22 protein-coding genes are annotated in these 21,670 nt (G+C 66.6%); 16 read left to right on the forward strand and 6 right to left on the reverse strand.

What is annotated here, in order from left to right:
• Window positions 1-35: 35 nt before the first annotated feature.
• The 4 genes from FHT26_RS14920 to FHT26_RS14935 all read right to left on the reverse strand — a co-directional run bounded on the left by FHT26_RS14920 (window position 36) and on the right by FHT26_RS14935 (window position 3,221).
• Window positions 36-1,028 carry a beta-ketoacyl-ACP synthase III gene (locus FHT26_RS14920; protein ID WP_168560897.1) on the reverse strand — a complete coding sequence of 331 codons (993 nt, stop codon included), beginning with the start codon at window positions 1,026-1,028 and terminating at the stop codon, window positions 36-38.
• Window positions 1,025-2,128 carry a phosphate acyltransferase PlsX gene (gene plsX, locus FHT26_RS14925; protein WP_168560898.1) on the reverse strand — a complete coding sequence of 368 codons (1,104 nt, stop codon included), beginning with the start codon at window positions 2,126-2,128 and terminating at the stop codon, window positions 1,025-1,027. The genes FHT26_RS14920 and plsX overlap by 4 nt, the downstream gene beginning before the upstream one ends.
• A gap of 201 nt (window positions 2,129-2,329) precedes the next feature.
• Entirely contained in the window at window positions 2,330-2,512 is a 183-nt protein-coding gene (gene rpmF / locus FHT26_RS14930; protein ID WP_056815814.1) for a 50S ribosomal protein L32, read from the reverse strand.
• 163 nt (window positions 2,513-2,675) lie between these two features.
• Complete coding sequence (locus FHT26_RS14935) at window positions 2,676-3,221, reverse strand: YceD family protein (RefSeq protein ID WP_168560899.1); 546 nt, start codon at window positions 3,219-3,221, stop codon at window positions 2,676-2,678.
• A 41-nt stretch (window positions 3,222-3,262) separates the two neighbouring features.
• Here FHT26_RS14935 and FHT26_RS14940 point away from each other — a divergent pair, with 41 nt between their 5' ends.
• On the forward strand, window positions 3,263-3,856 hold the full coding sequence (locus FHT26_RS14940; protein ID WP_168560900.1) for a Maf family nucleotide pyrophosphatase: 594 nt from the start codon (window positions 3,263-3,265) through the stop codon (window positions 3,854-3,856).
• A 6-nt stretch (window positions 3,857-3,862) separates the two neighbouring features.
• Window positions 3,863-4,621 (forward strand): SAM-dependent methyltransferase, encoded by a 759-nt coding sequence (locus FHT26_RS14945; RefSeq protein WP_168561037.1) that lies wholly within the window; start codon window positions 3,863-3,865, stop codon window positions 4,619-4,621.
• 19 nt (window positions 4,622-4,640) lie between these two features.
• On the opposite strand, the gene FHT26_RS14950 is transcribed toward FHT26_RS14945, so the two are convergent.
• Together FHT26_RS14950 and FHT26_RS14955 are read right to left on the reverse strand one after the other, a co-directional pair.
• Complete coding sequence (locus tag FHT26_RS14950; RefSeq protein WP_168560901.1) at window positions 4,641-6,149, reverse strand: DEAD/DEAH box helicase; 1,509 nt, start codon at window positions 6,147-6,149, stop codon at window positions 4,641-4,643.
• Window positions 6,150-6,164: 15 nt separating this feature from the next.
• Entirely contained in the window at window positions 6,165-6,434 is a 270-nt protein-coding gene (locus FHT26_RS14955; protein ID WP_168560902.1) for a hypothetical protein, read from the reverse strand.
• A gap of 42 nt (window positions 6,435-6,476) precedes the next feature.
• Between FHT26_RS14955 and gmd the strand changes: the two genes are divergently transcribed.
• From gmd to FHT26_RS15025, 14 genes are read left to right on the forward strand one after another with little or no spacing between them, the layout of a single operon-like run.
• Complete coding sequence (gene gmd / locus FHT26_RS14960; RefSeq protein WP_168560903.1) at window positions 6,477-7,562, forward strand: GDP-mannose 4,6-dehydratase; 1,086 nt, start codon at window positions 6,477-6,479, stop codon at window positions 7,560-7,562.
• A 10-nt stretch (window positions 7,563-7,572) separates the two neighbouring features.
• Window positions 7,573-9,108 (forward strand): lipopolysaccharide biosynthesis protein, encoded by a 1,536-nt coding sequence (locus FHT26_RS14965; RefSeq protein WP_168560904.1) that lies wholly within the window; start codon window positions 7,573-7,575, stop codon window positions 9,106-9,108.
• 12 nt (window positions 9,109-9,120) lie between these two features.
• On the forward strand, window positions 9,121-9,861 hold the full coding sequence (locus FHT26_RS29945; protein WP_168560905.1) for an acyltransferase: 741 nt from the start codon (window positions 9,121-9,123) through the stop codon (window positions 9,859-9,861).
• An 11-nt stretch (window positions 9,862-9,872) separates the two neighbouring features.
• Window positions 9,873-10,907, forward strand: a complete 1,035-nt coding sequence (locus FHT26_RS14975) for a glycosyltransferase family 2 protein (RefSeq protein WP_168560906.1) — start codon at window positions 9,873-9,875, stop codon at window positions 10,905-10,907.
• Window positions 10,904-11,878: a GDP-mannose 4,6-dehydratase gene (locus FHT26_RS14980; protein WP_168560907.1), complete on the forward strand. Its 975-nt coding sequence runs from the start codon at window positions 10,904-10,906 to the stop codon at window positions 11,876-11,878. The genes FHT26_RS14975 and FHT26_RS14980 overlap by 4 nt, the downstream gene beginning before the upstream one ends.
• Window positions 11,875-13,110, forward strand: a complete 1,236-nt coding sequence (locus FHT26_RS14985; protein WP_168560908.1) for a class I SAM-dependent methyltransferase — start codon at window positions 11,875-11,877, stop codon at window positions 13,108-13,110. The genes FHT26_RS14980 and FHT26_RS14985 overlap by 4 nt, the downstream gene beginning before the upstream one ends.
• A 14-nt stretch (window positions 13,111-13,124) precedes the next feature.
• Entirely contained in the window at window positions 13,125-14,030 is a 906-nt protein-coding gene (locus FHT26_RS14990; RefSeq protein ID WP_168560909.1) for a glycosyltransferase, read from the forward strand.
• A gap of 52 nt (window positions 14,031-14,082) precedes the next feature.
• Window positions 14,083-15,027, forward strand: a complete 945-nt coding sequence (locus tag FHT26_RS14995; RefSeq protein ID WP_210427402.1) for an NAD-dependent epimerase/dehydratase family protein — start codon at window positions 14,083-14,085, stop codon at window positions 15,025-15,027.
• Entirely contained in the window at window positions 14,952-15,869 is a 918-nt protein-coding gene (locus tag FHT26_RS15000) for a glycosyltransferase family 2 protein (protein ID WP_349238153.1), read from the forward strand. The genes FHT26_RS14995 and FHT26_RS15000 overlap by 76 nt, the downstream gene beginning before the upstream one ends.
• Window positions 15,866-17,791 (forward strand): HAD-IIIA family hydrolase, encoded by a 1,926-nt coding sequence (locus tag FHT26_RS15005; protein WP_168560910.1) that lies wholly within the window; start codon window positions 15,866-15,868, stop codon window positions 17,789-17,791. Before FHT26_RS15000 ends, FHT26_RS15005 begins: the two co-directional genes overlap by 4 nt.
• Window positions 17,788-18,774, forward strand: coding sequence for a GHMP family kinase ATP-binding protein (locus FHT26_RS15010; RefSeq protein ID WP_168560911.1), 987 nt, complete (start codon window positions 17,788-17,790; stop codon window positions 18,772-18,774). Before FHT26_RS15005 ends, FHT26_RS15010 begins: the two co-directional genes overlap by 4 nt.
• Window positions 18,775-18,777: 3 nt before the next feature.
• Window positions 18,778-19,350: a D-sedoheptulose-7-phosphate isomerase gene (locus FHT26_RS15015; protein WP_168560912.1), complete on the forward strand. Its 573-nt coding sequence runs from the start codon at window positions 18,778-18,780 to the stop codon at window positions 19,348-19,350.
• 13 nt (window positions 19,351-19,363) lie between these two features.
• Window positions 19,364-20,566: a hypothetical protein gene (locus tag FHT26_RS15020; protein ID WP_168560913.1), complete on the forward strand. Its 1,203-nt coding sequence runs from the start codon at window positions 19,364-19,366 to the stop codon at window positions 20,564-20,566.
• Window positions 20,563-21,666, forward strand: coding sequence for an MraY family glycosyltransferase (locus FHT26_RS15025; protein WP_168560914.1), 1,104 nt, complete (start codon window positions 20,563-20,565; stop codon window positions 21,664-21,666). Before FHT26_RS15020 ends, FHT26_RS15025 begins: the two co-directional genes overlap by 4 nt.
• Window positions 21,667-21,670: the final 4 nt, after the last annotated feature.

Here is a 21,670-nt window from a genome sequence, read left to right on the forward strand (position 1 = left end):
ACTGGACAGATCGCGGACGGTTGCTGGGCGCGTGCTCAGTAGTCGAACAGCACCGCGCCCCAGGTGAACCCGCCGCCGACGCCTTCGAGCATCACGGTGTCGCCGCGTTTCACCGTGCCGGCGCGCACCGCGACGTCGAGTGCCAGCGGGATCGAGGCGGCGGACGTGTTGCCGTGTTCGTCCACCGTCGCGATCAGCTTGTCCAGCGGCAACTTCAGCTTCCTGGCCGTGCCCTGCATGATGCGGATGTTGGCCTGGTGCGGGACCAGCCAGTCGATGTCGGCCTCGGTGCGGCCGGCCTTCGCAAGCACCGAGCGCGCCACGTCTTCGAGCACGCCGACGGCGAGCTTGAAGACGGCCGGGCCGTCCATCTTCAGCAGCGGGTCGCCGGTGATCTTGCCGCCGGACACGGTGCCGGGCGTGCAGAGGATGTCGGCGTGGCGGCCGTCGGCATGCAGCTCGCTCGAGAGGATGCCGGGCGTGTCGCTCGCCTCCAGCACCACGGCGCCGGCGCCGTCGCCGAACAGCACGCAGGTGGTGCGGTCGTTGAAATCGAGCAGGCGCGAGAAGATCTCCGCGCCGATCACCAGCGCCTTGCTGGCCGCCCCGGTGCGGATCATCGAGTCGGCCACCGTCAGCGCATAGACGAAGCCGGAGCACACCGCCTGCACGTCGAAGGCCGCACAGCCGGCGATGCCGAGCTTGCGCTGCACGATGGTGGCAGTCGACGGGAAGACCATGTCGGGCGTCGAGGTCGCGACGATGATCAGGTCGATCTGCGACGCGGCGATGCCGGCCGCCTCGAGCGCATGCCGCGCGGCCGGCAGGGCCAGGTCGCTGCACGGCACGTCGGGCTCGGCGAAGTGGCGCGCACGGATGCCGGTGCGCGCGACGATCCACTCATCGGAAGTCTCGACACCCTTGGCGGCCAGTTCAAGGGCCAGGGCTTCGTTGGTCAGGCGCTTCGGCGGCAGGTAACTGCCGGTGCCGGTGATGCGCGAATAGCGGGTCGCAGAAGGTTGGGTCATGCAGCGAGGGCGGCACCGTCGGGCGTTGCACCGCCTGCACTTGCAGGGGTGGGCAAGGCATGCAGCGAATCGCGAATCCGGTCGTGCACCCGATCCAGCAAGTGATTGCGGGCCGCATCATAAGCCCGATTCAAGGCCTGCTCGAACGCATAGGCATCGGACGACCCGTGCGCCTTGAACACCAGGCCGCGCAGGCCGAGCAGCGCGCCGCCGCTGTAGCGGCGGTGGTCGACCCGGTGCTTGAAGTGGTTCAGCACCGGCAGCGCCACCAGCGCGGCCATCTTCGTGAAGATGTTGCGCGTGAATTCCTGCTTGATGAAGTTCGACAGCATCGACGCGAGGCCTTCGGCGGTCTTCAGCGCGACATTGCCGACGAAGCCGTCGCAGACGACGATGTCGGTCGTGCCCTTGAAGATGTCGTTGCCTTCGACGTTGCCGTGGAAGTTGACGTGGCCGCCTTCGGCCGCGGCGCGCAGCAACTCGCCGGCGCGCTTGATCGTCTCGTTGCCCTTGATGACTTCCTCGCCGATGTTCAGCAGGCCGACGCTCGGGTTTTCCTTGCCGTCGACCGCCGCGACCAGCGCGCTGCCCATCACCGCGAACTGCAGCAGGTGTTCGGCGCTGCAGTCCACGTTGGCACCGAGATCGAGCACGGTGGTGTAGCCGTCTTTCTGGTTGGGCATCACCGCGGCGATGGCCGGGCGGTCGATGCCCTCGAGCGTCTTCAGCAGGTAGCGCGCGACAGCCATCAGCGCACCGGTGTTGCCGGCGGACACGCAGGCATGGGCGCGCGGCGCCTGGCCGTCGGCAGCGGACTTGAGCTGCGTCAACGCAACGCGCAACGACGAATCCTTCTTGCGGCGCAGCGCCACCTCGACCGCGTCATCCATCTCGACGACCTCGGTCGCCACCACGACATGGCAGCGCTCCCATCCGGCCGCCGGCGCGAGGGCCTCGGCACGACCGACCAGCACGACCTCGGCCAGCGGGTGGGCGGCGAGGAAGGCACGGCAGGCGGGCAGCGTGACGGAAGGACCGTGATCGCCGCCCATGCAGTCGACGGACAGGCGGATGACATCGGTCGCGGCGGGCGGCGACATCGGGTTCATGGACACAGGAGCGGCGGCGAAAGGTACGGCAGCGGACTCAGGCAGCGACCGCCGGAGCAGCCGCCGCCAGAAACACAAACGCCCGGCGCTGCGTCGGGCCGCAGGCCGGGTCGGTGCAAGGTCTCGCAGGTTTCACGCATCTGGCCTTGACCGCGACGGTGCGCGAACAGGCGGAACTGCGCGACAAGCGACTCAGGCGTCAGCCTTGGTCTTCAGGACCTTGCGCCCACGGTAGAAACCGGTGGGGCTGATGTGGTGACGCAGGTGCGTTTCACCGGTGGTCTGCTCGATCGCCGTGCCCGGGTTGGTCAGGGCATTGTGCGCACGGTGCATACCGCGCTTCGAGGGCGACTTCTTGTTTTGCTGAACGGCCATGAAAATTCTCCTTGAGCCTGAGGCCCTTGCAGGTCTCGGTAAACATCCCCACACCCTCTCAGGAGCCAGGCGGATGGCGCTGAAGCCTCCAGGATCATCCGGGAACGCAATCAACGCTTTGACGAAAAAGCCTGCGATTCTAGCATGGCCTCCCAGCCCCGGATCAATTGGGCAGCTGTCCGCGCTTCAGGGCGGCCAGCGCGGCGAACGGATGGGCCTCTTTTTCGGCGGCCACCTCTTCGTCGGAGACCGGCACCTCCAGCGGCTGCGGACAGTGCGCGTGGCGCGGCACGATCGGCAGCGCCAGCAGCAGTTCGTCTTCCACCAGCGTGAGCAGGTCCAGCTCGCGGGTCAGCGCCAGCACATCGTGCTCGCTGTCGGCATCCAGCACCGCGGCCGCGTCTTCGCCGGCGACGAACTGGAACGAACTCTCGATGGCCAGCGGCGCAGTCATCGCCGACAGGCAGCGCTGGCACTGCAAGGTCACGGTGGTTTCGGCCGTCAGATGCAGCCAGGTCTCGGCGGCGGCGCCGGGCGCCGCGCGACGCTCGCCCTGGGCGACCCAGGTGACATCGGCACGGCTTTCAGGCAGCACACTCTGCTTCAGGCGCACCAGATCGTCTTGCGGCCAGCGGCCTTCGAGGTGGACGGACTCCTGGGCGAAAGCCTCGACTTCCAGGTGACGGGGATCATTGACGCGGGACTTCATCCGCCCAGTGTACGGGCGCACGCGATGGGAGAATCCGTGCCATGACCTCACGCCCCTCGTTGATCCTCGGTTCCACCTCGCGCTACCGGCGCGAACTCCTCGAACGGCTGCGCCTGCCGTTCGAGGTGCGCTCGCCCGAGGTCGATGAAACGCCGCGGGACGGCGAAGCACCGGCCGCGCTGGCCCTGCGGCTGGCCCTCGCAAAGGCCCACGCGGTCGCGGCGCAGGCGCCGGACGCGGTCGTGATCGGCTCCGACCAGGTCGCCGACCTCGACGGCACGCCGATCGGCAAGCCCGGCAGCCACGAGCGCGCAGTCGCGCAGCTGCGCTCGATGCGCGGCAAGTCGATCGTGTTCCAGACCGCCGTCGCCGTGGTGTGCCGGCAGACCGGCTTCGAAGCCTCGGCACTGGTGCCGGTGCAGGTGCGTTTTCGCGAGCTGTCGGATGGCGAGATCGAGCATTACCTGCGCGCAGAGCAGCCGTACGACTGCGCCGGCAGCGCCAAGTCGGAAGGCCTCGGCATCGCGCTGCTGACCGCGATCGAGTCCGACGATCCGACGGCGTTGATCGGCCTGCCGCTGATCCGCACGGCCGAGTTGCTGCGCCAGGCCGGCATCGACCCGCTCGCGGCCTGATCGATGATGACGCCCGGCCGGCTTTTCCTGGTGCCGAACACGCTGGACTTCGGCGTCTCGGCCGACAGCGACCTGCGCGAGGTGCTGCCCGCCGGCGTGCTGCGCACCGCCGCGGGCCTGAGCCACTGGGTCGCCGAGAACGCGAAGACGACGCGCGCCTTCCTGAAACGGGTGGATGCGGTCGAGCCGCTCGCGCGCGCGCTGCAGGAGATCTCGATCGTCGAATTGCCGCGGCCGCCGAAGGGCCGCGACACCGGCGCACCGCCCGACCTGAAACCCCTGCTCGCACCCGCCGTCGCCGGACACGACATCGGGCTGATCTCCGAGGCCGGGTTGCCGGCCATCGCGGACCCGGGCTCGGATCTGGTGCGCGCAGCGCATGCGTTGTCGATCCGCGTCGTGCCGTTGTCGGGCCCGAGTTCGCTGCTGATGGCGCTCGGCGCCAGCGGGCTGAACGGGCAGAGCTTCGCGTTCGTCGGCTATGTGCCGGTCGACGCGATGCAGCGCACGGCCCGCTTGCGCGAGCTGGAATCGGTGTCGCGCAAGTTCCGCCAGACCCAGCTGATGATCGAGACGCCGTACCGCAATGCGTCGTTGCTGGCCGCCCTGCTTGCCGCGCTGAACCCGGACACCCGCCTGTCGGTCAGCTGCGGGCTGACGCTGGCCGGGGCCTGGACGCGCAGCGACACGGTCGCTCGCTGGCGCAGCCAGCCGGCCGAGTTGCCGAGCGACGTGCCGGCGGTGTTCTCGCTGCTGGCCGGGTGATCTGCCGACCGGTCGACCGTCAGGCCTGAGGCGGCGGTGCGACCTTGGCGCCGAACAGCGCCGCGACCTTCTTCTTCGGCTTGATGTTGGGCGACAGCCGCCCGCCGGCGGCCGGCACGGCTGCGGCCTTGCTCTCCCAGGCAGGCTCCCCGGTGGCGCTGGGCTCGTAGGGCTTGTCGAAGAACGGATCGGCCGGCGGACGCGGCGGCGCGTAGCTTCGCTGCGGCCGGGCTTCGCGTGGTTCGCGTGCCTCGCGGGATTCGGCCGGCGCGTCATCCCAGTTGCGTCGCGGCCGCTCGGCGCGGTCGGCCACGCGCGGGCGCGCATCGTCCAGCTCGATCGGCTCGATCTCGATCTTTTTCTTGATCAGCTTCTCGATGTCGGAGACCAGGCGGGTGTCGTCGCGGGTGACCAGCGTCACCGCCAGGCCGGACGCACCGGCACGGCCGGTGCGTCCGATGCGGTGCACGTAATCCTCGGCGTTGAAGGGCACGTCGAAATTGAACACGGCCGGCAGATCGGCGATGTCCAGGCCGCGGGCCGCCACGTCGGTGCAGACCAGCACGTCGACTTCGCCGCGCTTGAAGGCATCGAGCGCCTTCAGGCGCTCGTCCTGCGACTTGTCGCCGTGCAGCGCATTGGTCTTGAGTCCTTCGCGTTCGAGCGAGCGTGCGAGGCGCGCACAGCCGAGCTTGGAGTTGACGAACACGATGGCCTGCTTCAGCTCGCGCTCGACCAGGATCTTGCGGATGGCGGCGCGCTTGTCGTCGGACGACACGCTGTAGAAGCGTTGCTCCACCGTCGACGCGGTGGCGTTCGGCCGGGCCACTTCGACGAGGATCGGATCCTGCAGGTAGCTTTCGGCCAGCTTCTTGATCTCGGTCGAGAAGGTGGCCGAGAACAACAGCGTCTGGCGCTGCTTGGGCAGGTAGCTCAGGATGCGCTGCAGGTCGGGCAGGAAGCCGATGTCGAGCATGCGGTCGGCTTCGTCGAGCACGACGTACTCGACCTGGTTCAGCACCGCGTTCTTCGCCTCGATGTGGTCGAGCAGGCGGCCCGGCGTGGCCACCAGCACCTCGACGCCGGCCTTCAGCTCCAGCGTCTGCGGTTTCATGTCGATGCCGCCATAGACCACTGCCACGCGCAGCTTGGTCTGCGCCGCATAGCCCTTGATGTTGGCCGCCACCTGGTCGGCCAGTTCGCGCGTGGGCGCGATCACCAGTGCCCGCACCGGGTGCCGGGCCGGCGACATGCTGGCGTTTTCATGCCGGAGCATCTTGTGCAACAACGGCAGCGAGAATGCCGCCGTCTTGCCGGTGCCGGTCTGTGCCGCGCCCATCACGTCGCGACCGGCCAGCACGATCGGTATCGCCTTGGCCTGGATCGGCGTCATCGAGGTGTAGCCCTGAGCGGCCACCGCTTGCTGCAGGCTCGGCGCAAGACCGACGCTGTCGAACAAGGGCGGAGGACTCGGCTGACCTTCGCCTGCTGCATCGTTCGACGCGGGATCGGTCTGCGGGCTTGTCATATGTTCAATCATTCCTCAATTATCGTTCTTCTCGAAATAGCGCCTGCCGGTGGCGCCCTTTTGCGGCGCAAAGAAAACAATTTTCCCACGCGTGAGGAAGCGCGAGACGTGGCGGCCAGCCGCTGGCCCGCGTGTAGAATAGTCTGTTCCGCGCACGGCGCTCAACGCCGCCCGAACGCTTGCGATCCAACAATTTTCTTTGGCGTTGTCGAACAACCGACCCACAGCGGTAGCGTAGGTGCCAATGTCCTCGGGGCTGTGCCACACGGGTGCTGGATCGCTCATCGCAACGCTCGCCATCGCCCTTTCACCATACTGAACAAGTCCATGTCAAAAGTCGCCTTGATAACCGGAATCACTGGGCAGGACGGAGCCTATCTGGCCGAATTTCTACTGGCGAAGGGCTATATCGTTCATGGACTGAAGCGCCGGGCGTCCTTGTTCAATACCTCCCGCATCGACCACCTTTACCTGGACCCTCATGAAGCCAGTGTCCGATTCTTCCTGCACCATGGCGACCTGACGGACTCGTCGAACCTGATCCGTATCGTCCAGCAAGTACAACCGGACGAGGTCTATAACTTGGCGGCCCAGAGTCATGTAGCCGTCTCGTTCGAGGTGCCCGAGTACACAGCCGACGCAGATGCGCTCGGCACGCTGCGGATCCTGGAAGCCATCCGCATCGTGGGCCTGAACAAGAAGACCAAGTTCTATCAAGCGTCGACCTCGGAACTCTACGGCAAGGTGCAGGAGACTCCACAGACGGAGAGGACGCCGTTCTATCCGCGCTCCCCGTATGCGGTGGCAAAGATGTACGCCTACTGGATTACGGTCAACTACCGCGAGGCCTACGGTATCTTTGCTTGCAACGGCATCCTCTTCAACCACGAGTCGCCGCTGCGCGGCGAGAACTTCGTCACTCGCAAGATCACCCGCGCCCTGGCTCGCATCAAGCTCGGCCTGCAGGAGCGGCTGTACCTCGGCAACCTCGACGCCAAGCGTGACTGGGGCCATGCTAAGGACTACGTCGAGGCGCAGTGGCTGATGCTGCAGCAACTGGAGCCCGAGGACTTCGTGATCGCAACCGGCAAGCAGTACAGCGTTCGTGAGTTCGTCAATCTGGCCGCCGCCGAGCTCGACATCGCGATCCGCTGGGAAGGCAAGGGCGTCGACGAGAAGGGCTTTGATTCCCGAGGCAACTGCATCGTCAGCGTCGACCCGCGCTACTTCCGCCCCACCGAGGTCGAGACCCTGCTTGGTGATCCGTCCAAGGCCCGCGCCAAGCTCGGATGGTCGCCCAAGGTGAGCTTTGCCGACCTGGTGGCGGAGATGGCCCGCGAAGACCTGCGCTCGGCGCAGCGTGATGAACTCGTTACGCGTCACGGCTACCAGAGCAACGCCTCCCACGAGTGAAGGCAGCGCAATGCTGGGCCGCAATGTGTTGATAGGGCTGGCCGGTTCGGTCTGGTCGGCCGCACTCGGTTTTGCCGTCATCCCGTTCTATCTGCACTACCTGGGCGTCGAGGCCTACGGACTGGTGGGCTTCTTTGCGACCTTGCAGGCAGTAGTGCAGCTGCTGGACATGGGGTTGGCGCCCACCATCAATCGCGAGGTGTCGCGCGCCTCGGCAGAGGGTGACATCAGCCGCACGAGCACCTTGCTGCGCACCCTGGCGCGGGTCTATTGGCTCATCGCAGCCCTGATCGCAGTGGTGATCCTTGGCCTGTCGCTGCCGATCGCCGACCACTGGCTGAAGGCCGAACACTTGTCACCCGCGACCCTGCAACATGCGGTCTCCCTGCTCGGCGTGGTCATTGCGTGCCGCTGGCCCATCGGGCTCTACCAGGGCGTCCTGCTCGGTGCCCAACGGATACCGGCCGCCAGTGCCATCAATATCGCGATGGCGACCCTCGGCGGCGTGGGCGCCGTGACGGTGCTGGCCCTCGTGTCGGCCACCATCGAGGCTTTCTTTGCCTGGCAGGTGACGGTCGGCCTCACCCATGCGATGCTGATGCGCCATGCCGCGTGGAATGCCGTCGGGCGCGAGCCGGGCGCAGCCTTCAGCTGGCCGGAATTGCGGCGCATCTGGCGCTTCTCGGCCAGCATGGGTGGCATTGCCGTCCTCGGCTTGGTGTTCACGCAAATGGACAAGGTCATGCTCAGCCGTATCCTCGATCTGCGCAGCTTCGCCCACTACATGCTGGCTGCCACCGTGGTCAGCGGCCTCTATGTCTTGATAACGCCGATGTTCAACGCGCTCTACCCGCGCTTCACCAGCCTGGCGGCGTTGCGCGACCACGCCGGTACGTTGCGCCTGTACCGGTTGTGCACCCAGGCAGTTGGCTGCGGCCTGTTCCCGCTCGCGATGTTCCTGGTCGTATCCTCCCGCGACCTCATCCTGCTGTGGACCCGCGATGACGCACTCGCGCTCGCCACTGCACCGGTGGTGGCGGTGATGGCGGCCGGCTCGGCCTTGCATGGCGTGATGCACATCCCGCACGCATTGCAGCTGGCCCATGGCGAAACGCGGCTGCCGCTGGCCATCAACGGCATCTTGATCGTGATCATGGTTCCGCTGATCGCCATACTGGCCCTGCACCATGGAGCCCTGGGCGGCGCGATCGCGTGGCTCGTGCTGCATGTGCTGTATGTGGCGCTGGGCGCCTGGCTGACCCATCGCAGGCTGCTCGTGGGGATCCGTTCGCGCTGGCTACTGCGCGACGTCGGAATGCCGTTGGGAATCTCGGGACTGTGCGGCGCCATCGCCCTGTGGGCCGGAGTAGCCCTCCAGTTGACGCACCCGTTGAACATCGTGGTGGGTGTCGTGGCGTCGCTTTGCGCCGCCACGATAGCCGTGCTTGCCTCTTCCAGCCTGCGTGGCGTCGTCCGCCAAAGCCTTTCGTCAGCCTTAGGGACTGGATCGATCGGCTCTGATGCCGAACCCTTGATCGGGAAGTAGAAGAAGACGAGCATGGGAATTCGCCAGCAGCTACTCGCCCGCCTGCCATGGTCCGTTTGGGGGCCGCTCTACCGACTAGTGACCAGCCGGCCGGGTCAGCGCTCTCGGTTCCGCCGGCAGCGGGTCGGCAAACATTCCTATGTCGATCCCAGCGTCCAGGTGGCGGGGTGGCGCAATGTGCGGGTTGGCAGCAACTCCACCCTTTCTGCGCAGTGCTGGCTCAATGTCAACTTTCGGGACGAGAGCACCGAGCGCATCGTGATCGGCGATTTCTGCCACATCGGTCGGCGCAACTTCTTTTCCTGCGGCCCCCGGATCCTAATCGGCGACTACTGCTTCACGGGCATCGACTGCCTGTTCCTCGGAAGCGGGCACGACATCAGTTCGCCGCTCACACCCTACATCGCGTCCGGGCTAAGTGCCGGGGCCGAGATCGAACTCGGCATGAACTGCTGGCTGACCACCTCGGTTACCGTGATGCATGGCGTGCGCATCGGCCGCGGCAGCGTGATCGGCGCACGCTCGGTCGTGACGTGCGATATCCCGCCGTTCAGCGTGGCCGCCGGCAACCCGTGCAAAGTGATCAAGCGCTTCGATTTCGTGCGCCAGAGCTGGATACCGATCGAGCAGTGGTCTGCAGATCTGGAATACCACTTTCCCACCGAAGCCGAGCACCGCGCGCAACTCGCGGCACGCGGCACCGGACTGTCCCCTTCGCTCTTGTCCGCCAGCCCGCGCTTCGGCTGGATCTGACGGCTCCGATCATGACGACATCTCCTCGACTGTCCATCTGCATCGCCACGTTCAAGCGTGGCGACTTCATTGTCCAGACACTGGACTCCATCGTCGGCCAGTTGACTGATGCCGTCGAGCTGCTCGTGGTCGACGGTGCGTCGCCGGACCACACCGAGCAGATCATGCGCGCGTATTGCGAGCGACACCCACGCGTGCGTTACATCCGTGAGGCGGTGAATTCAGGCATCGATGCCGACTATGACAAGGCGGTTGGCTATGCCCGGGGCGAGTATTGCTGGCTGATGACCGACGACGATCTGATGGTCGGCGATGCGGTCGCCCGCGTACTGGCGCACCTGGATGACGTTGATGTCGTCGTCGTGAACTCCGAAGTGCGCAACAAGGATCTGAGTTCGCAGCTGCGCCCGCGCCTGCTGCGCATATCGCACGACAAGCACTTCGACGAACCATCCGGCGAAGCGGTCTTCCGCGAAATGGCGGACTACTTGTCCTTCATCGGCGGTGTCGTGGTCCGTCGGGCTTGGTGGCTCCAGCGGGAACGCACACCGTACTACGGCACATTGTTTGTGCACATCGGTGTGCTGTTCCAGAATCCGCCGGTGACGCGAGTTCAGGCGATCGCAGACCCGCTGCTTATCATCCGCTTCGGCAACGCAATGTGGAGCGCCAGAAGCTTCGAGATCTGGATGTTCAAGTGGCCGACGCTGATCTGGTCGTTCAAGCACTTTTCGCAGGCAGCACGGGCCGCCATCTCTGCACCCATGCCCTACCTCAGCATCAAGCGGCTGCTGTGGTTTCGCGCGATCGGCGGCTACACGGCTGCCGAGTACCGCAAGTTCCTGCTTCCTTGCGGCACGCACCTTTCCCGGCTTTCCGCCGCTGCCATAGCACGCCTTCCAGCCAAGGCGGCCAACTTCTTCTGCGCGCTCTACTACATCATTCGATCGGGAAAAGCCGCAAAAATGGAGTTGTATGACCTTTCGCGCAGCGAGAACGCCACTGCGCTGGCCCGTCGTGCGGCGGCGCTGAGAGGGCTACGGTGAATCCTCGCACCGCCATTGTCACCGGCGTCAGCGGACAGGACGGCAGCTATCTGGCGGAACTGCTGCTCGACCAAGGCTACACGGTCGTCGGGCTCGGCCGTGGCACCGCAGGCGGCCCCCGGCACGAGCGGCTGCTGTGGCGCAGCTGCGAGGTCACCGACACGCCGACGCTCGAAGAACTGCTGCGCGAGCATCGTCCCGCGGAGGTCTACAACCTCGCTGCGATGTCATCGGGCGCCGGAATGTTCGACGAAGCCATCCGGCTCGGCGAAGTCAACGGACTGGCCGTCGCAAGGCTCCTGGAGGCCATCCGCAATGTCGAGCCTCGCATCCGCCTGTGCCAGGCATCGAGCAGCGAACTGTTCGGCAACGTGCAGACCTCACCGCAGTCCGAGGACACGCCGCCTCGTCCACGCAGCCCGTATGGTGCGGCCAAGCTCTACGCCGACACCATGGTTCGCATCTACCGCGAACGCTACGGCATGTTCGCTTGCTCGGCCATCCTCTTCAACCACGAGAGCCCACGACGGCGTCTGGAGTTCGTCACCCGCAAGGTGACGCACGCAGCCGCCAGCATCAAGCTGCAGCTCGAGTCCGAACTGACGCTGGGCAGCCTCGAGGCCAGGCGCGACTGGGGCTTCGCAGGCGACTATGTGCGGGCAATGTGGCTCATGCTGCAACACCCGCATGCGCAGGACTACGTGGTCGCCAGCGGACAGACCCATTCGGTGCGGGAGCTGTGCGCTATCGCATTCGGCCACGTCGGACTGGACTACCGCGATTTCGTTCGCGAGAACGGGGACTCTGCGCGTGCACCGGAGGCCGTCGCGCTGGTCGGCGATGCATCCCGTGCCCGCTGTTCGTTGAACTGGTCGCCGCGCGTCAGCTTCCGGCAAATGGTGACCGATATGGTGGATTCGGACCTGAAGACAATTCAAGATCGGTTACTCGAAAAGGCAAGCCAGCAATGATCAACAAGATCAGCAAGTGCCGCGTCTGCGGCAACACCCATCTCCACCTGGTGCTCGACCTCGGCGGGCAGATGCTCACGGGCGTGTTCCCGCGGTCAACGGATGCCAAGGTCACGACAGGCCCACTGCGACTCGTCAAATGCGTCGGCGGCGACGAGGTGTGTGGCCTGCTCCAGCTCGAGCACTCCTACGACCTAGCCGAGATGTACGGCCTGAACTACGGCTACCGCTCGGGCCTGAACGCCAGCATGGTCAAGCATCTGCACGAGAAGGTGGCGCGCATCATGCGCACGGTGAGCCTGCAGGCCGGTGACCTCGTCGTCGACATCGGCAGCAACGACAGCACGACGCTGCAGGCCTATCCGAAGGACCTGACGCTGGTCGGCGTCGACCCCACCGGCGTGAAGTTCCACACCTACTACCCGGCGCACGTGCAGCTAATTCCCGACTTCTTCTCGGGACGCCTCGTGAAAGAGCGCTTCCCCGGCCGCAAGGCCCGCGTGGTCACGTCGTTCTCGATGTTCTACGACCTCGAGGATCCGCTGCAGTTCATGCGCGAGGTACACGAGGTGCTGGCCGACGACGGCATCTGGGTCTTCGAGCAGAGCTACATGCCGACTATGCTCGAGATGAACTCGTACGACACCGCCTGCCACGAGCACCTGGAGTACTACGCGCTGCGGCAGATCCAGTGGATGGCCGACAAGGTCGGGTTCCGCATCGTCGACGTCGAGTTCAACGACGTTAATGGCGGCAGCTTCTCGGTGACCGTGGCCAAGGCGGACGGCAAGGTAGCGCCGGTCGCGGCCGTACAGCAGCTGCTGGACGCCGAACGCGAGCGCGGGCTGGACACGCTCGCCCCGTACGAGCAGTTCGCGCAGCGCGTGGCGCAGCTGCGCACCGAACTGCGCGACTTCGTGCTGTCGGCCCGCGCCGCCGGCAAGACGGTGGCGGTGCTGGGCGCCTCGACCAAGGGCAACGTGCTGCTGCAGTACTGCGGGCTCGATGCGAGCCTGATCAGCCAGGTCGGCGAGGTCAACGCCGAGAAGTTCGGCGCCTTCACGCCCGGCACCTTCATCCCGATCGTTCCCGAGCCGGACCTGCTGGCCGCCAACCCGGACTACCTGCTCGTGCTGCCCTGGCACTTCCGTGCCTTCTTCCTGGGCAACGGCAAGTACAAGGGCAAGACCCTGGTGTTCCCGCTGCCGCGCCTCGACGTGGTCGCCTGCTGAGCCCGCCCGCGCCGATGAACCCCGCCACTGCCCTGCCGATGCGCTCGCGCCTGGCTGTCGTCGTCACGACCTACAAGCCGGACGGGCAGTTCTTCGCCCGCTTCGCGGACACGCGCGCGTCATGCGGGCTGTTCGTCATCGTTGACAACACGCCGGGTGGGCATCGGTTCGATCCGCCGGGACCGACCCCGGATGTCCGCATCCTGCAGGACGGGTGCAACAAGGGTCTCGGGGCGGCGCTGAACCTGGGCATCGCGGCAGTTCGCGAGGCCGGTTTCGAGGTGGTGGCGCTGTTCGACCAGGACAGCTCGCCCAGCGAGGCCTTCCTGCGCGACATGCTGCAGCGGCTCGGCGAGGCCCGTGATGCCAACGCCCATGCGGCGGTGTGCATCGGCCCGCGCCACGTCGATGACAGCGATCCACAAGCCGCGCTCGCGGAGCCGCGGCTTGCGCCGTCCTTGCACCCCGTGTCCTGCCTGGCAACATCGGGAATGATGTTTCCCGTCGGATCGCTGCAGCCCGATGAATTCTTCACCGAGGAATTCTTCCTCGACTTCGTCGATTTCGACTGGTGCTGGAGGCTGGGCCGGCGCGGCTGGCGCTTCCTGCGCGCCATGGACGTCGTTATGCCGCATCGGCTGGGCCTGGCGCAGCGACAGCTGTTCGGGCTCAGGTACCACGTTCCGGCACCGTATCGGCACTACTTCCAATTCCGCGACACGCTGCGCCTCAGCGTGCGCTCCTATGTGCCAATCTATGCCAAGGTCCGGCTGACTGGGCTGCTGCCGCTGAAGGCGCTGGCCTACCCGTTCCTGCTCGACCGCGGCCTGGAACGGGCCGGCTGGATGTGGCGTGGCGTCGGCGATGCGCTGCGCCGCGTCGGCGGCATCGGCGCGGCCCGCGAGAAGCTGAGCCAATGACCTCTCCGTCGCGCCCCCCTTTCACCCGCCTGCAACGCCTGCCCTGCTGATCATGACCATCCTCCTTGCCGGCGGTGCCGGCTTCATCGGCCCCAACCTCGCCCGCCGCCTCGCTGCGGCGGGCCACGAGTTGCTGGTCGTCGACAACTTCTCGCGCGGCCTGCGTGCGAACCTGCCCGACAGCGTGCCGTGCATAGAGATGGACCTGTCGCACACCGGGTGCGTCGCGGCGCTCGAGTCGGCACTGAAAGGGCGCGGCGTCGACGAGATCTGGCACCTCGCCGCCAACTCGGACATTCCGGCCGGTGTCGAGGATGCGAACGTCGACCTGCGCGACACGTTCATGACCACCTTCCATCTGCTCCAGCTGAGCAAGCGCATCGGCGTGTGCCGCTTTATGTTCGCCTCCAGTTCGGCCGTCTACGGCGACTGGGGATCGCAACGGATCGCCGAGACGCTTGGGCCGCTGATGCCCATCTCCAACTACGGCGCGATGAAGCTCGCCTCCGAGGCGCAGATCTCGGCCGCCGCCGAAGGCTTCCTCGAACGCGCCAGCATCTTCCGCTTTCCCAACGTGGTCGGCACGCCGGCCACCCATGGGGTGCTGCTCGACTTCGTGCGCAAGCTCAAGCAGGACATGTCCCGGCTCGAGGTGCTGGGCGACGGCACGCAGCAGAAAGCCTACCTGCATGTGTCGGACCTCGTCGATGCGATGCTGTTCGCCACAGCGCGCCAGACGACCGTGCGCGATGTGCTCAACATCGGCCCGGTCGACGATGGCGTCACGGTGCGCTGGATTGCCGAGCAGGTCTGCGCGCGGGTTTCGCCGCAGGCGACGATCGCCTATGGCCAGGGCAACAAGGGCTGGGTCGGCGATGTTCCGCGCTTTCGCTACGCGGTCGACAAGCTGCATGCGCTCGGGTGGCAACCGACCATGGACTCCCGCGCCGCCGTGCTCCGTTCGATCGACGAGATCGCGACGCAGGAACAGGTCTGATCGCCGGCCTCATGACGACGAACCCACGCGTTTCCCTGGTCGTTCCGTGCTTCAACGAAGCACCGGAGATCGTGCGTGCCAGCCTCGACAGCGTTCGCGCGCAGACGTTGGCCGACTTCGAATGCCTAGTGATCGATGAAAGCACCGATGCGCAGCGGGCGCTAGCCTGCCGGCAACTGTGCGAGCGCGACGCCCGCTTCATCTACGTGCACCCGAGCGAGCGGCTCGGGCTCGCGCGCAGCCTGAACCTCGGCATCTCGCGCGCACGCGGCGAATTCATCGCGCGCTTCGACTCCGACGACGTCTGCATGCCGCAGCGCCTGGCCGCCCAGGTGGCCTGGCTCGATGCCCATCCGCAGGCCGGCGTCGTGGGTGGCGCGCTCGAGATCATGGACGAGGACGGCACGACGCTCGCCTTCCGGCACTATCCCGGCACGCATGCCGCGATTGCACGCGGCATGCACATGACCACCACCATCGCGCACCCCACGGTGATGTTCCGGCGCGAGCTGGCCGGCCGGCACGGCACCTACGATCCCGATTTCCGCTTCTCCGAAGACCTTGACCTCTGGCTGCGCTGGCTGAATGCGGGCGTGGTGTTCGGCAACCTGCCGGACATGCTGGTGCGTTACCGCCAGCAGAACACCCGCCGCCACCAGGACCACTGGCGTTTCAACCTTAAGGCGCGCACCCGCAATTTCGCGGGCCGGCACCTGCTGCGCCGCAGTGTCGGCATCTGTGGCATCGCGCTCTGGTCGACGCTGCCGGCATCGGTGCAGGAAGGCGTGTTCCGAAGCCTGTTGCTCAAGCGCCGGCAATCCGCGAAGGCGAGCCCCCGATGACCGAAAACCGGCACTACCAGGTGGTCATCCTGGCCGGCGGCCAGGGCACGCGCCTGCGCGCGCGCACCGGCGACCTGCCCAAGCCCATGGTGCCTGTGCTCGGCCGGCCGCTGCTGGAGCACCAGGTGGAACTGTGCCGCGCCCATGGCTTCACCGACATCGTGATGCTGCTGCACTACCGCCCGCAGGCGGTGATCGACCATTTCGGCGACGGCTCGGCCTGGGGCGTGCGGCTGGGCTACGAGATCGAGGCGGTGCCGCGGGGCACCGCCGGCGCACTGCGCGACGTGCTGCCGCGGCTGGACAGCCGCTTCCTGGTGCTCTATGGCGACACCTTCGTCGACGTCGACCTGCGCGCACTGTGGAACGCCCACCTCGCGCACAGTGCCGACGCCACGCTGGTGCTGCACCCGAACGACCACCCGCAGGACTCCGACCTGGTCGCCCTCGCGGCCGACGGCTTCGTGCGCGGCATCTTCCCGTACCCGCACGCGCCGGACGCGGTGCTGCACAACCAGGTCAACGCCGCGCTGTACGTGATGGAGCGCGACGGACTGGCCCGGCACGTCCCAGAGCAGGGCCTGTCCGACATCGCCAAGCACCTGTTCCCGGCCCTGCTGGCGGACGGCCGGCGGCTGTACGGCCACGTGACGCCCGAGTACATCAAGGACTGCGGCACGCCCGAGCGCCTCGACAAGATCGAACGCGACATCAACAACGGCACGGTCGACCGCCTGTCGGCGCGCGCCCTGCGCAGCGCCGTGTTCCTCGACCGCGATGGCACAATCAACCGCGAGGTCGACCACCTGCGCGATGCCGCACAGCTCGAGTTGCTGCCTGGCGCCGCGGAGGCGATCCGCCGCATTAACCGGGCGGGCCGGCTCGCGGTGGTGGTCACCAATCAGCCGGTGCTGGCGCGCGGCGACCTCACCGAGGCCGGCCTCGACCGCATCCACGCCAAGCTCGAGTCGCTGCTCGGCGCGAGCGGCGCCTTCCTGGACCGCATCTACGTGTGCCCGCACCATCCCGAGCGCGGCTTCGCCAGCGAGGTGCCGGCGCTGAAGATCGACTGCGCGTGCCGCAAGCCCAGCATCGGCCTGATCGAGCAGGCACGCCGCGAGCTGGGCATCGGCTCGAACACGTCCTGGATGGTCGGCGATTCGACCGCCGATATCGAGGCAGCCCGCCGTGCCGGCCTGCGGTCGGTGCTGGTGCGCACCGGCCACGCCGGACGCGACGATAAGCAGCCGCTGCGCCCTGACTACACCGCCCCGGACCTGGCCGCGGCCACCGACTGGATCCTGCACGGGCACGCTCAGATGAGCCGCCGCCTCGCGCCGCTGGCAGCGGCTTGCACGAGCGGTGTGCGCAGCGTGCTGGTCGGTGGCCTGTCCCATGCCGGCAAGAGTTCCGCCGCCCAGGTTCTCAAGGAGCTGCTGGCAGCGCTCGGCGTCACCGCCCATGTCATCGGTCTCGACAGCTGGCTGCGGCCGGGCGCCGACCGGCCGGAAGGCCAGGGCGTGCTGCAGCGCTACGACATGGCCGAAGCCGAGCGGGTGCTGGGGGACCTGGCCCGGTCCGCGCAGCGCGTCACGCTGGACACGCTGGTGCACGATCGCAAGGCACGAGTCATGCATCGCCATCCGCTGCGTCATTCCATCGGCCCGGACGACGTGCTGATCGTCGAAGGGGTGACGGCGCTGCTGTCCGAGCCGCTGCTGCAGCTGGCTCAACTGCGCCTGTACGTCGAGACCCCCGAGCCGCAACGCCTCGACCGCCTGCGCGCCGACTACGCGTGGCGCGGCGTGGACGCCACAGAAATCGAGCGGCGGCTCGTGGCGCGAGCCGTCGACGAACAGCCCGTCGTCGTCGCCGCGCGCGAACGCGCACAGCACATCATTTCTTCAGGAGCACCCGCGTGATCGTCAGCAAGACGCCCCTTCGCATGAGTTTCGTCGGCGGCGGCAGCGACCTGCCCGCCTACTATCGCGAGGAAACCGGCGCGGTCCTGTCGACGTCGATCGACAAGTACATGTACATCTGCGTCAACCGCAAGTTCGACGGCAGCATCCGCGTCAGCTACACGCGCACCGAAGAGGTCTCGTCGCCGGCGGACGTCCAGCACCCGCTGGTGCGCGAGGCGCTCGACATGGTCGGCATCCCGGGCGGCATCGAGATCGCGTCGATGGCCGACATCCCGTCGCACGGCTCGGGGCTCGGTTCGTCCAGCACCTACACCGTCGGCCTGCTGAATGCGCTGTTCGCCTACCGGGGTCGCTACGCCTCCAAGGAGGAGCTGGCGCGGCTCGCCTGCGAGATCGAGATCGGCCGCTGCAAGGAACCGATCGGCAAGCAGGACCAGTACGCCGCCGCCTTCGGCGGGATGAACTTGATCCGCTTCCATCCCGACGAGACGGTCTCCGTCGACCCGGTGATCTGCAAGCCGCAGCTGCTGGCCGAACTCGAGGCGTCGACGCTGGTGCTGTTCACCGGGCGCACCCGCAGCGCATCGGCCGTGCTGGCCCAGCAATCGGCCGCGCTGCGCGAACTCGACCGCCGCGTGCTGATGCGGCGCATGGTGGAGCTCGCCTTCGAGTTCAAGCGCGAGCTCGAGTCCGGCCGCCTCGACAACATTGGCAGCCTGCTGGACGAGAACTGGCGACTGAAGGCGCAGATGACCGCTGGCATCAGCGACCCGCAGATCGACGACTGGTATGCCACCGGGATTGCCCATGGGGCGCTCGGGGGCAAGTTGCTCGGTGCCGGCAACGGCGGCTTCATGATGTTCCATGCCCCCGAACACAGCCATGCCCGGATCACCGCGGCACTGCCCGGCCTGCAGCCGGTCAGGTTCAGGTTCGATCGCAATGGTGCGCAGATCGTCTTTTTTCAACCCTATGAGTGATTCATGAGCACAGAATTCTCGGTTTCCAACTACCTGTCGGCGCACGCGCGCTTAGCCAAGGAACTCGACACCGCCGCGATCCAGCACGGCATCGACGTGATCCGGGCGGCCTTCGACGCCGGCCGAAAGATTATCACCTGCGGCAACGGCGGCAGCGCGTCGACCGCCTCGCACTACATCACCGACTGGAACAAGATGGTGAACCTGGCGACCGGCAAGCGTTTTCGCGGCCTGTCGCTGGCCGACAACGTCGGGCTGATCACCGCCTACGGCAACGACCTAAGCTACGACGAGGTGTTCGCCGGGCAGCTGCGTGCCATCCTCGACGAAGGCGACCTGCTGGTGGCCATCAGCGGCAGTGGCAACTCGCCCAACGTGCTGAAGGCGGTCGAGTACGCGAACCAGGCAGGCGGCCAGACCCTCGCGGTCGCCGGCTACGACGGGGGCAAGCTCAAACAGATTGCCCAGCACTGCGTGCTGATCCCGTCCTTCGACATGCAGCTGTGCGAAGACGCGCACCTGATGTTCGGCCACATGGTGATGAAGACGCTGTGCGGCACGTCGATCAAGCATTGAACGGCCACGGTTGATGATGGCGCTGGGCCAGCAGAAGGTGACGCCCGCGACGGCATCGGCCGATCGCGCAGGCGGTAGCCGTGCCCTGGCGATGACGCTCGGCCTGTTCATCGCCAGCTTTCTCGTGACGCGCCAGACGCAAGTGCCCGCGCTGGGAGGGTTGGCGGCGCCGTGGTCGCTGCTGGTCGCCGTGCTCGGCCTGCGCTGGCAGCGCTCGATGGCTTGGTTGCTGCCGATGTGTGCCTACGGCAGCCTGTCGCTGCTCGCCTCGCTGATGCTCGGGGTGGAATTCGCCAACACCATTCGCTTCCTGCTCGTCACCGTGGGCACGCTGCTGGCCTTCCACATGGCACCAGCGGCGATCTCGGCGCGGCTCGCGCTGGTTCCATTGATCATGCAGTCCGCGCTCATCGTCGCCATTTCGCTGAGCCTCGCCGTGCTGCAGGACATCGAGGCGGCCAGCGCCATCCGCTCGATGGTGCTCGAATCGAACTGGGGCGACATCTACTCGTTCGACGGCCTTTACTACCGCGTCCAGTTGATCGGCAACGCGTTGATCCCGCTGCTGTTCCTGGTGTCGCTGTGGCGCTGGCGACAGGGGCTGTACTACCGCGTGGCGACCGCGGTGGCCCTGCTCGGGCTGGTGGCCGCCGGCAACCTCACCTACGTGGTGGTCGCGCTGGTCGCGATCCTGATGCGCACCTGGCAAATCGCGCGCCGCAGCCTCGCGGCCCGCGTCATGATCGGCGTCGTGATCTGCGCCGGACTCGCGGTCGCCGGGGACATCGCCTCGGACGCCTTCAGCAAGAAGTTCGGTGCAAACGATTCGTCGATGGGCGTGCGCTTCGACCAGATCGACGTCGCGGTCTCGGTGTGGAGCGAATCGTCGTCGCGCTTCGTGTTCGGCAGCGGGCTGGGTTCGAGCTTCCCCGACGGACGCGAGCGCGCGTATTCCGAATCGCAGTACATCGAGCTGCAATCGCTCTACCTGTTCGTGCAGCTGGGCGTTCTCGGCTCGGCCATCTACCTCGCCACCCTCGCCTTCAGCGCACGCGAATGCCTGAACAAGGACGGGCAACGCATCTTCTGGCTCTACATGCTGTCGGGCATCACGAACCCGTACATCCTCGACACCAACCAGATCATCGCGGCGATGCTGCTGGTGTGCCTGTTCCCCCGGCGGACACGCGTCCCGACCTCACCTCCGACTCCATGACCTATTTCGCCAGCTGCTTCATCGCAGGCCTGCTCGCCACCTTGTTCATCATGCGCTCGTCGCTGCGCCATGGGCACCTGTCGGCCGACCACGACCTGAGCGGACCGCAGAAATTCCACACGCGGCCGGTGCCGCGCGTCGGCGGCGGCGGCATCATGCTGGCGGTGCTGGTTGGCGCCGGCATCGCCGAATGGAGCGATTCGCCGGTGGCCCGTGCGCTGTGGCTGCTGATCGTCTGCAGCGTGCCCGCGTTCGCCGCCGGCATCGCCGAGGACCTGACCAAGAACGTCTCGCCGCGCCGGCGCCTGATCGCCACCGCGGTGTCAGCATCGCTCGCGATCTGGCTGCTCGATGCGGTGATCACGCGCACGGCCATCCCGGTCGTGGATCCGCTGCTGCGGTGGCTGCCGATGGTGTCCGTTCTGCTGACGGTGTTCGTGATCACCGGCGTGGCCAACGCTGTCAACATCATCGACGGGTTCAACGGACTCGCATCGATGTGCGTGCTGATGATGATGCTGGCACTCAGCTACGTGTCGTTCCAGGTCAACGATGCCTTCGTGCTGACCTCCACCCTCATCGTCGCCGGTGCGGTACTCGGCTTCTTCATCTGGAACTTCCCCGCCGGACTCATCTTCCTCGGCGACGGCGGGGCCTACCTGCTCGGCTTCCTGCTGGGCGAACTGAGCATCCTGCTGCTGGGACGCAACGCGGCCATCTCGCCGATCTTTCCGCTGCTGCTGTGCGCCTATCCGATCTTCGAGACCATCTTCACGATCTACCGGCGCAAGGTGGTGCGGGGCGTGGCGACGGCACAGCCCGACGGCATCCACCTTCACACGCTGATCCACCGCCGGCTGATCCGCTGGACGCTGAGCGACAACCTGGAGGGCAGGCGCCTGACGCGCCGCAACTCGATGACCTCGCCCTACCTGTGGCTACTGTGCCTGACCTCGGTGATCCCGAGCCTGCTGTGGTGGAACGACACCGCCGTGTTGTCGTGGTTCCTGCTGCTCTTCGTCGTGCTCTACGTCTGGATCTACAGCCGCATCGTGCGCTTCAAGACGCCCAAGTGGCTCATCTTCCGCCGCGTCACCTGACACA

Source organism: Rhizobacter sp. SG703 (assembly GCF_012275445.1).
Lineage (GTDB): Bacteria > Pseudomonadota > Gammaproteobacteria > Burkholderiales > Burkholderiaceae_C > Rhizobacter.

Coding starts and splice junctions, on each gene's coding strand:
- FHT26_RS14920 (WP_168560897.1), bottom strand. CDS start 1,028: ATGACCCAACCTTCTGCGACCCGCTATTCGCGCATCACCGGCACCGGC.
- plsX (WP_168560898.1), bottom strand. CDS start 2,128: ATGTCGCCGCCCGCCGCGACCGATGTCATCCGCCTGTCCGTCGACTGC.
- rpmF (WP_056815814.1), bottom strand. CDS start 2,512: ATGGCCGTTCAGCAAAACAAGAAGTCGCCCTCGAAGCGCGGTATGCAC.
- FHT26_RS14935 (WP_168560899.1), bottom strand. CDS start 3,221: ATGAAGTCCCGCGTCAATGATCCCCGTCACCTGGAAGTCGAGGCTTTC.
- FHT26_RS14940 (WP_168560900.1), top strand. CDS start 3,263: ATGACCTCACGCCCCTCGTTGATCCTCGGTTCCACCTCGCGCTACCGG.
- FHT26_RS14945 (WP_168561037.1), top strand. CDS start 3,863: ATGACGCCCGGCCGGCTTTTCCTGGTGCCGAACACGCTGGACTTCGGC.
- FHT26_RS14950 (WP_168560901.1), bottom strand. CDS start 6,149: ATGACAAGCCCGCAGACCGATCCCGCGTCGAACGATGCAGCAGGCGAA.
- FHT26_RS14955 (WP_168560902.1), bottom strand. CDS start 6,434: ATGAGCGATCCAGCACCCGTGTGGCACAGCCCCGAGGACATTGGCACC.
- gmd (WP_168560903.1), top strand. CDS start 6,477: ATGTCAAAAGTCGCCTTGATAACCGGAATCACTGGGCAGGACGGAGCC.
- FHT26_RS14965 (WP_168560904.1), top strand. CDS start 7,573: ATGCTGGGCCGCAATGTGTTGATAGGGCTGGCCGGTTCGGTCTGGTCG.
- FHT26_RS29945 (WP_168560905.1), top strand. CDS start 9,121: ATGGGAATTCGCCAGCAGCTACTCGCCCGCCTGCCATGGTCCGTTTGG.
- FHT26_RS14975 (WP_168560906.1), top strand. CDS start 9,873: ATGACGACATCTCCTCGACTGTCCATCTGCATCGCCACGTTCAAGCGT.
- FHT26_RS14985 (WP_168560908.1), top strand. CDS start 11,875: ATGATCAACAAGATCAGCAAGTGCCGCGTCTGCGGCAACACCCATCTC.
- FHT26_RS14990 (WP_168560909.1), top strand. CDS start 13,125: ATGAACCCCGCCACTGCCCTGCCGATGCGCTCGCGCCTGGCTGTCGTC.
- FHT26_RS14995 (WP_210427402.1), top strand. CDS start 14,083: ATGACCATCCTCCTTGCCGGCGGTGCCGGCTTCATCGGCCCCAACCTC.
- FHT26_RS15005 (WP_168560910.1), top strand. CDS start 15,866: ATGACCGAAAACCGGCACTACCAGGTGGTCATCCTGGCCGGCGGCCAG.
- FHT26_RS15015 (WP_168560912.1), top strand. CDS start 18,778: ATGAGCACAGAATTCTCGGTTTCCAACTACCTGTCGGCGCACGCGCGC.
- FHT26_RS15020 (WP_168560913.1), top strand. CDS start 19,364: ATGATGGCGCTGGGCCAGCAGAAGGTGACGCCCGCGACGGCATCGGCC.
- FHT26_RS15025 (WP_168560914.1), top strand. CDS start 20,563: ATGACCTATTTCGCCAGCTGCTTCATCGCAGGCCTGCTCGCCACCTTG.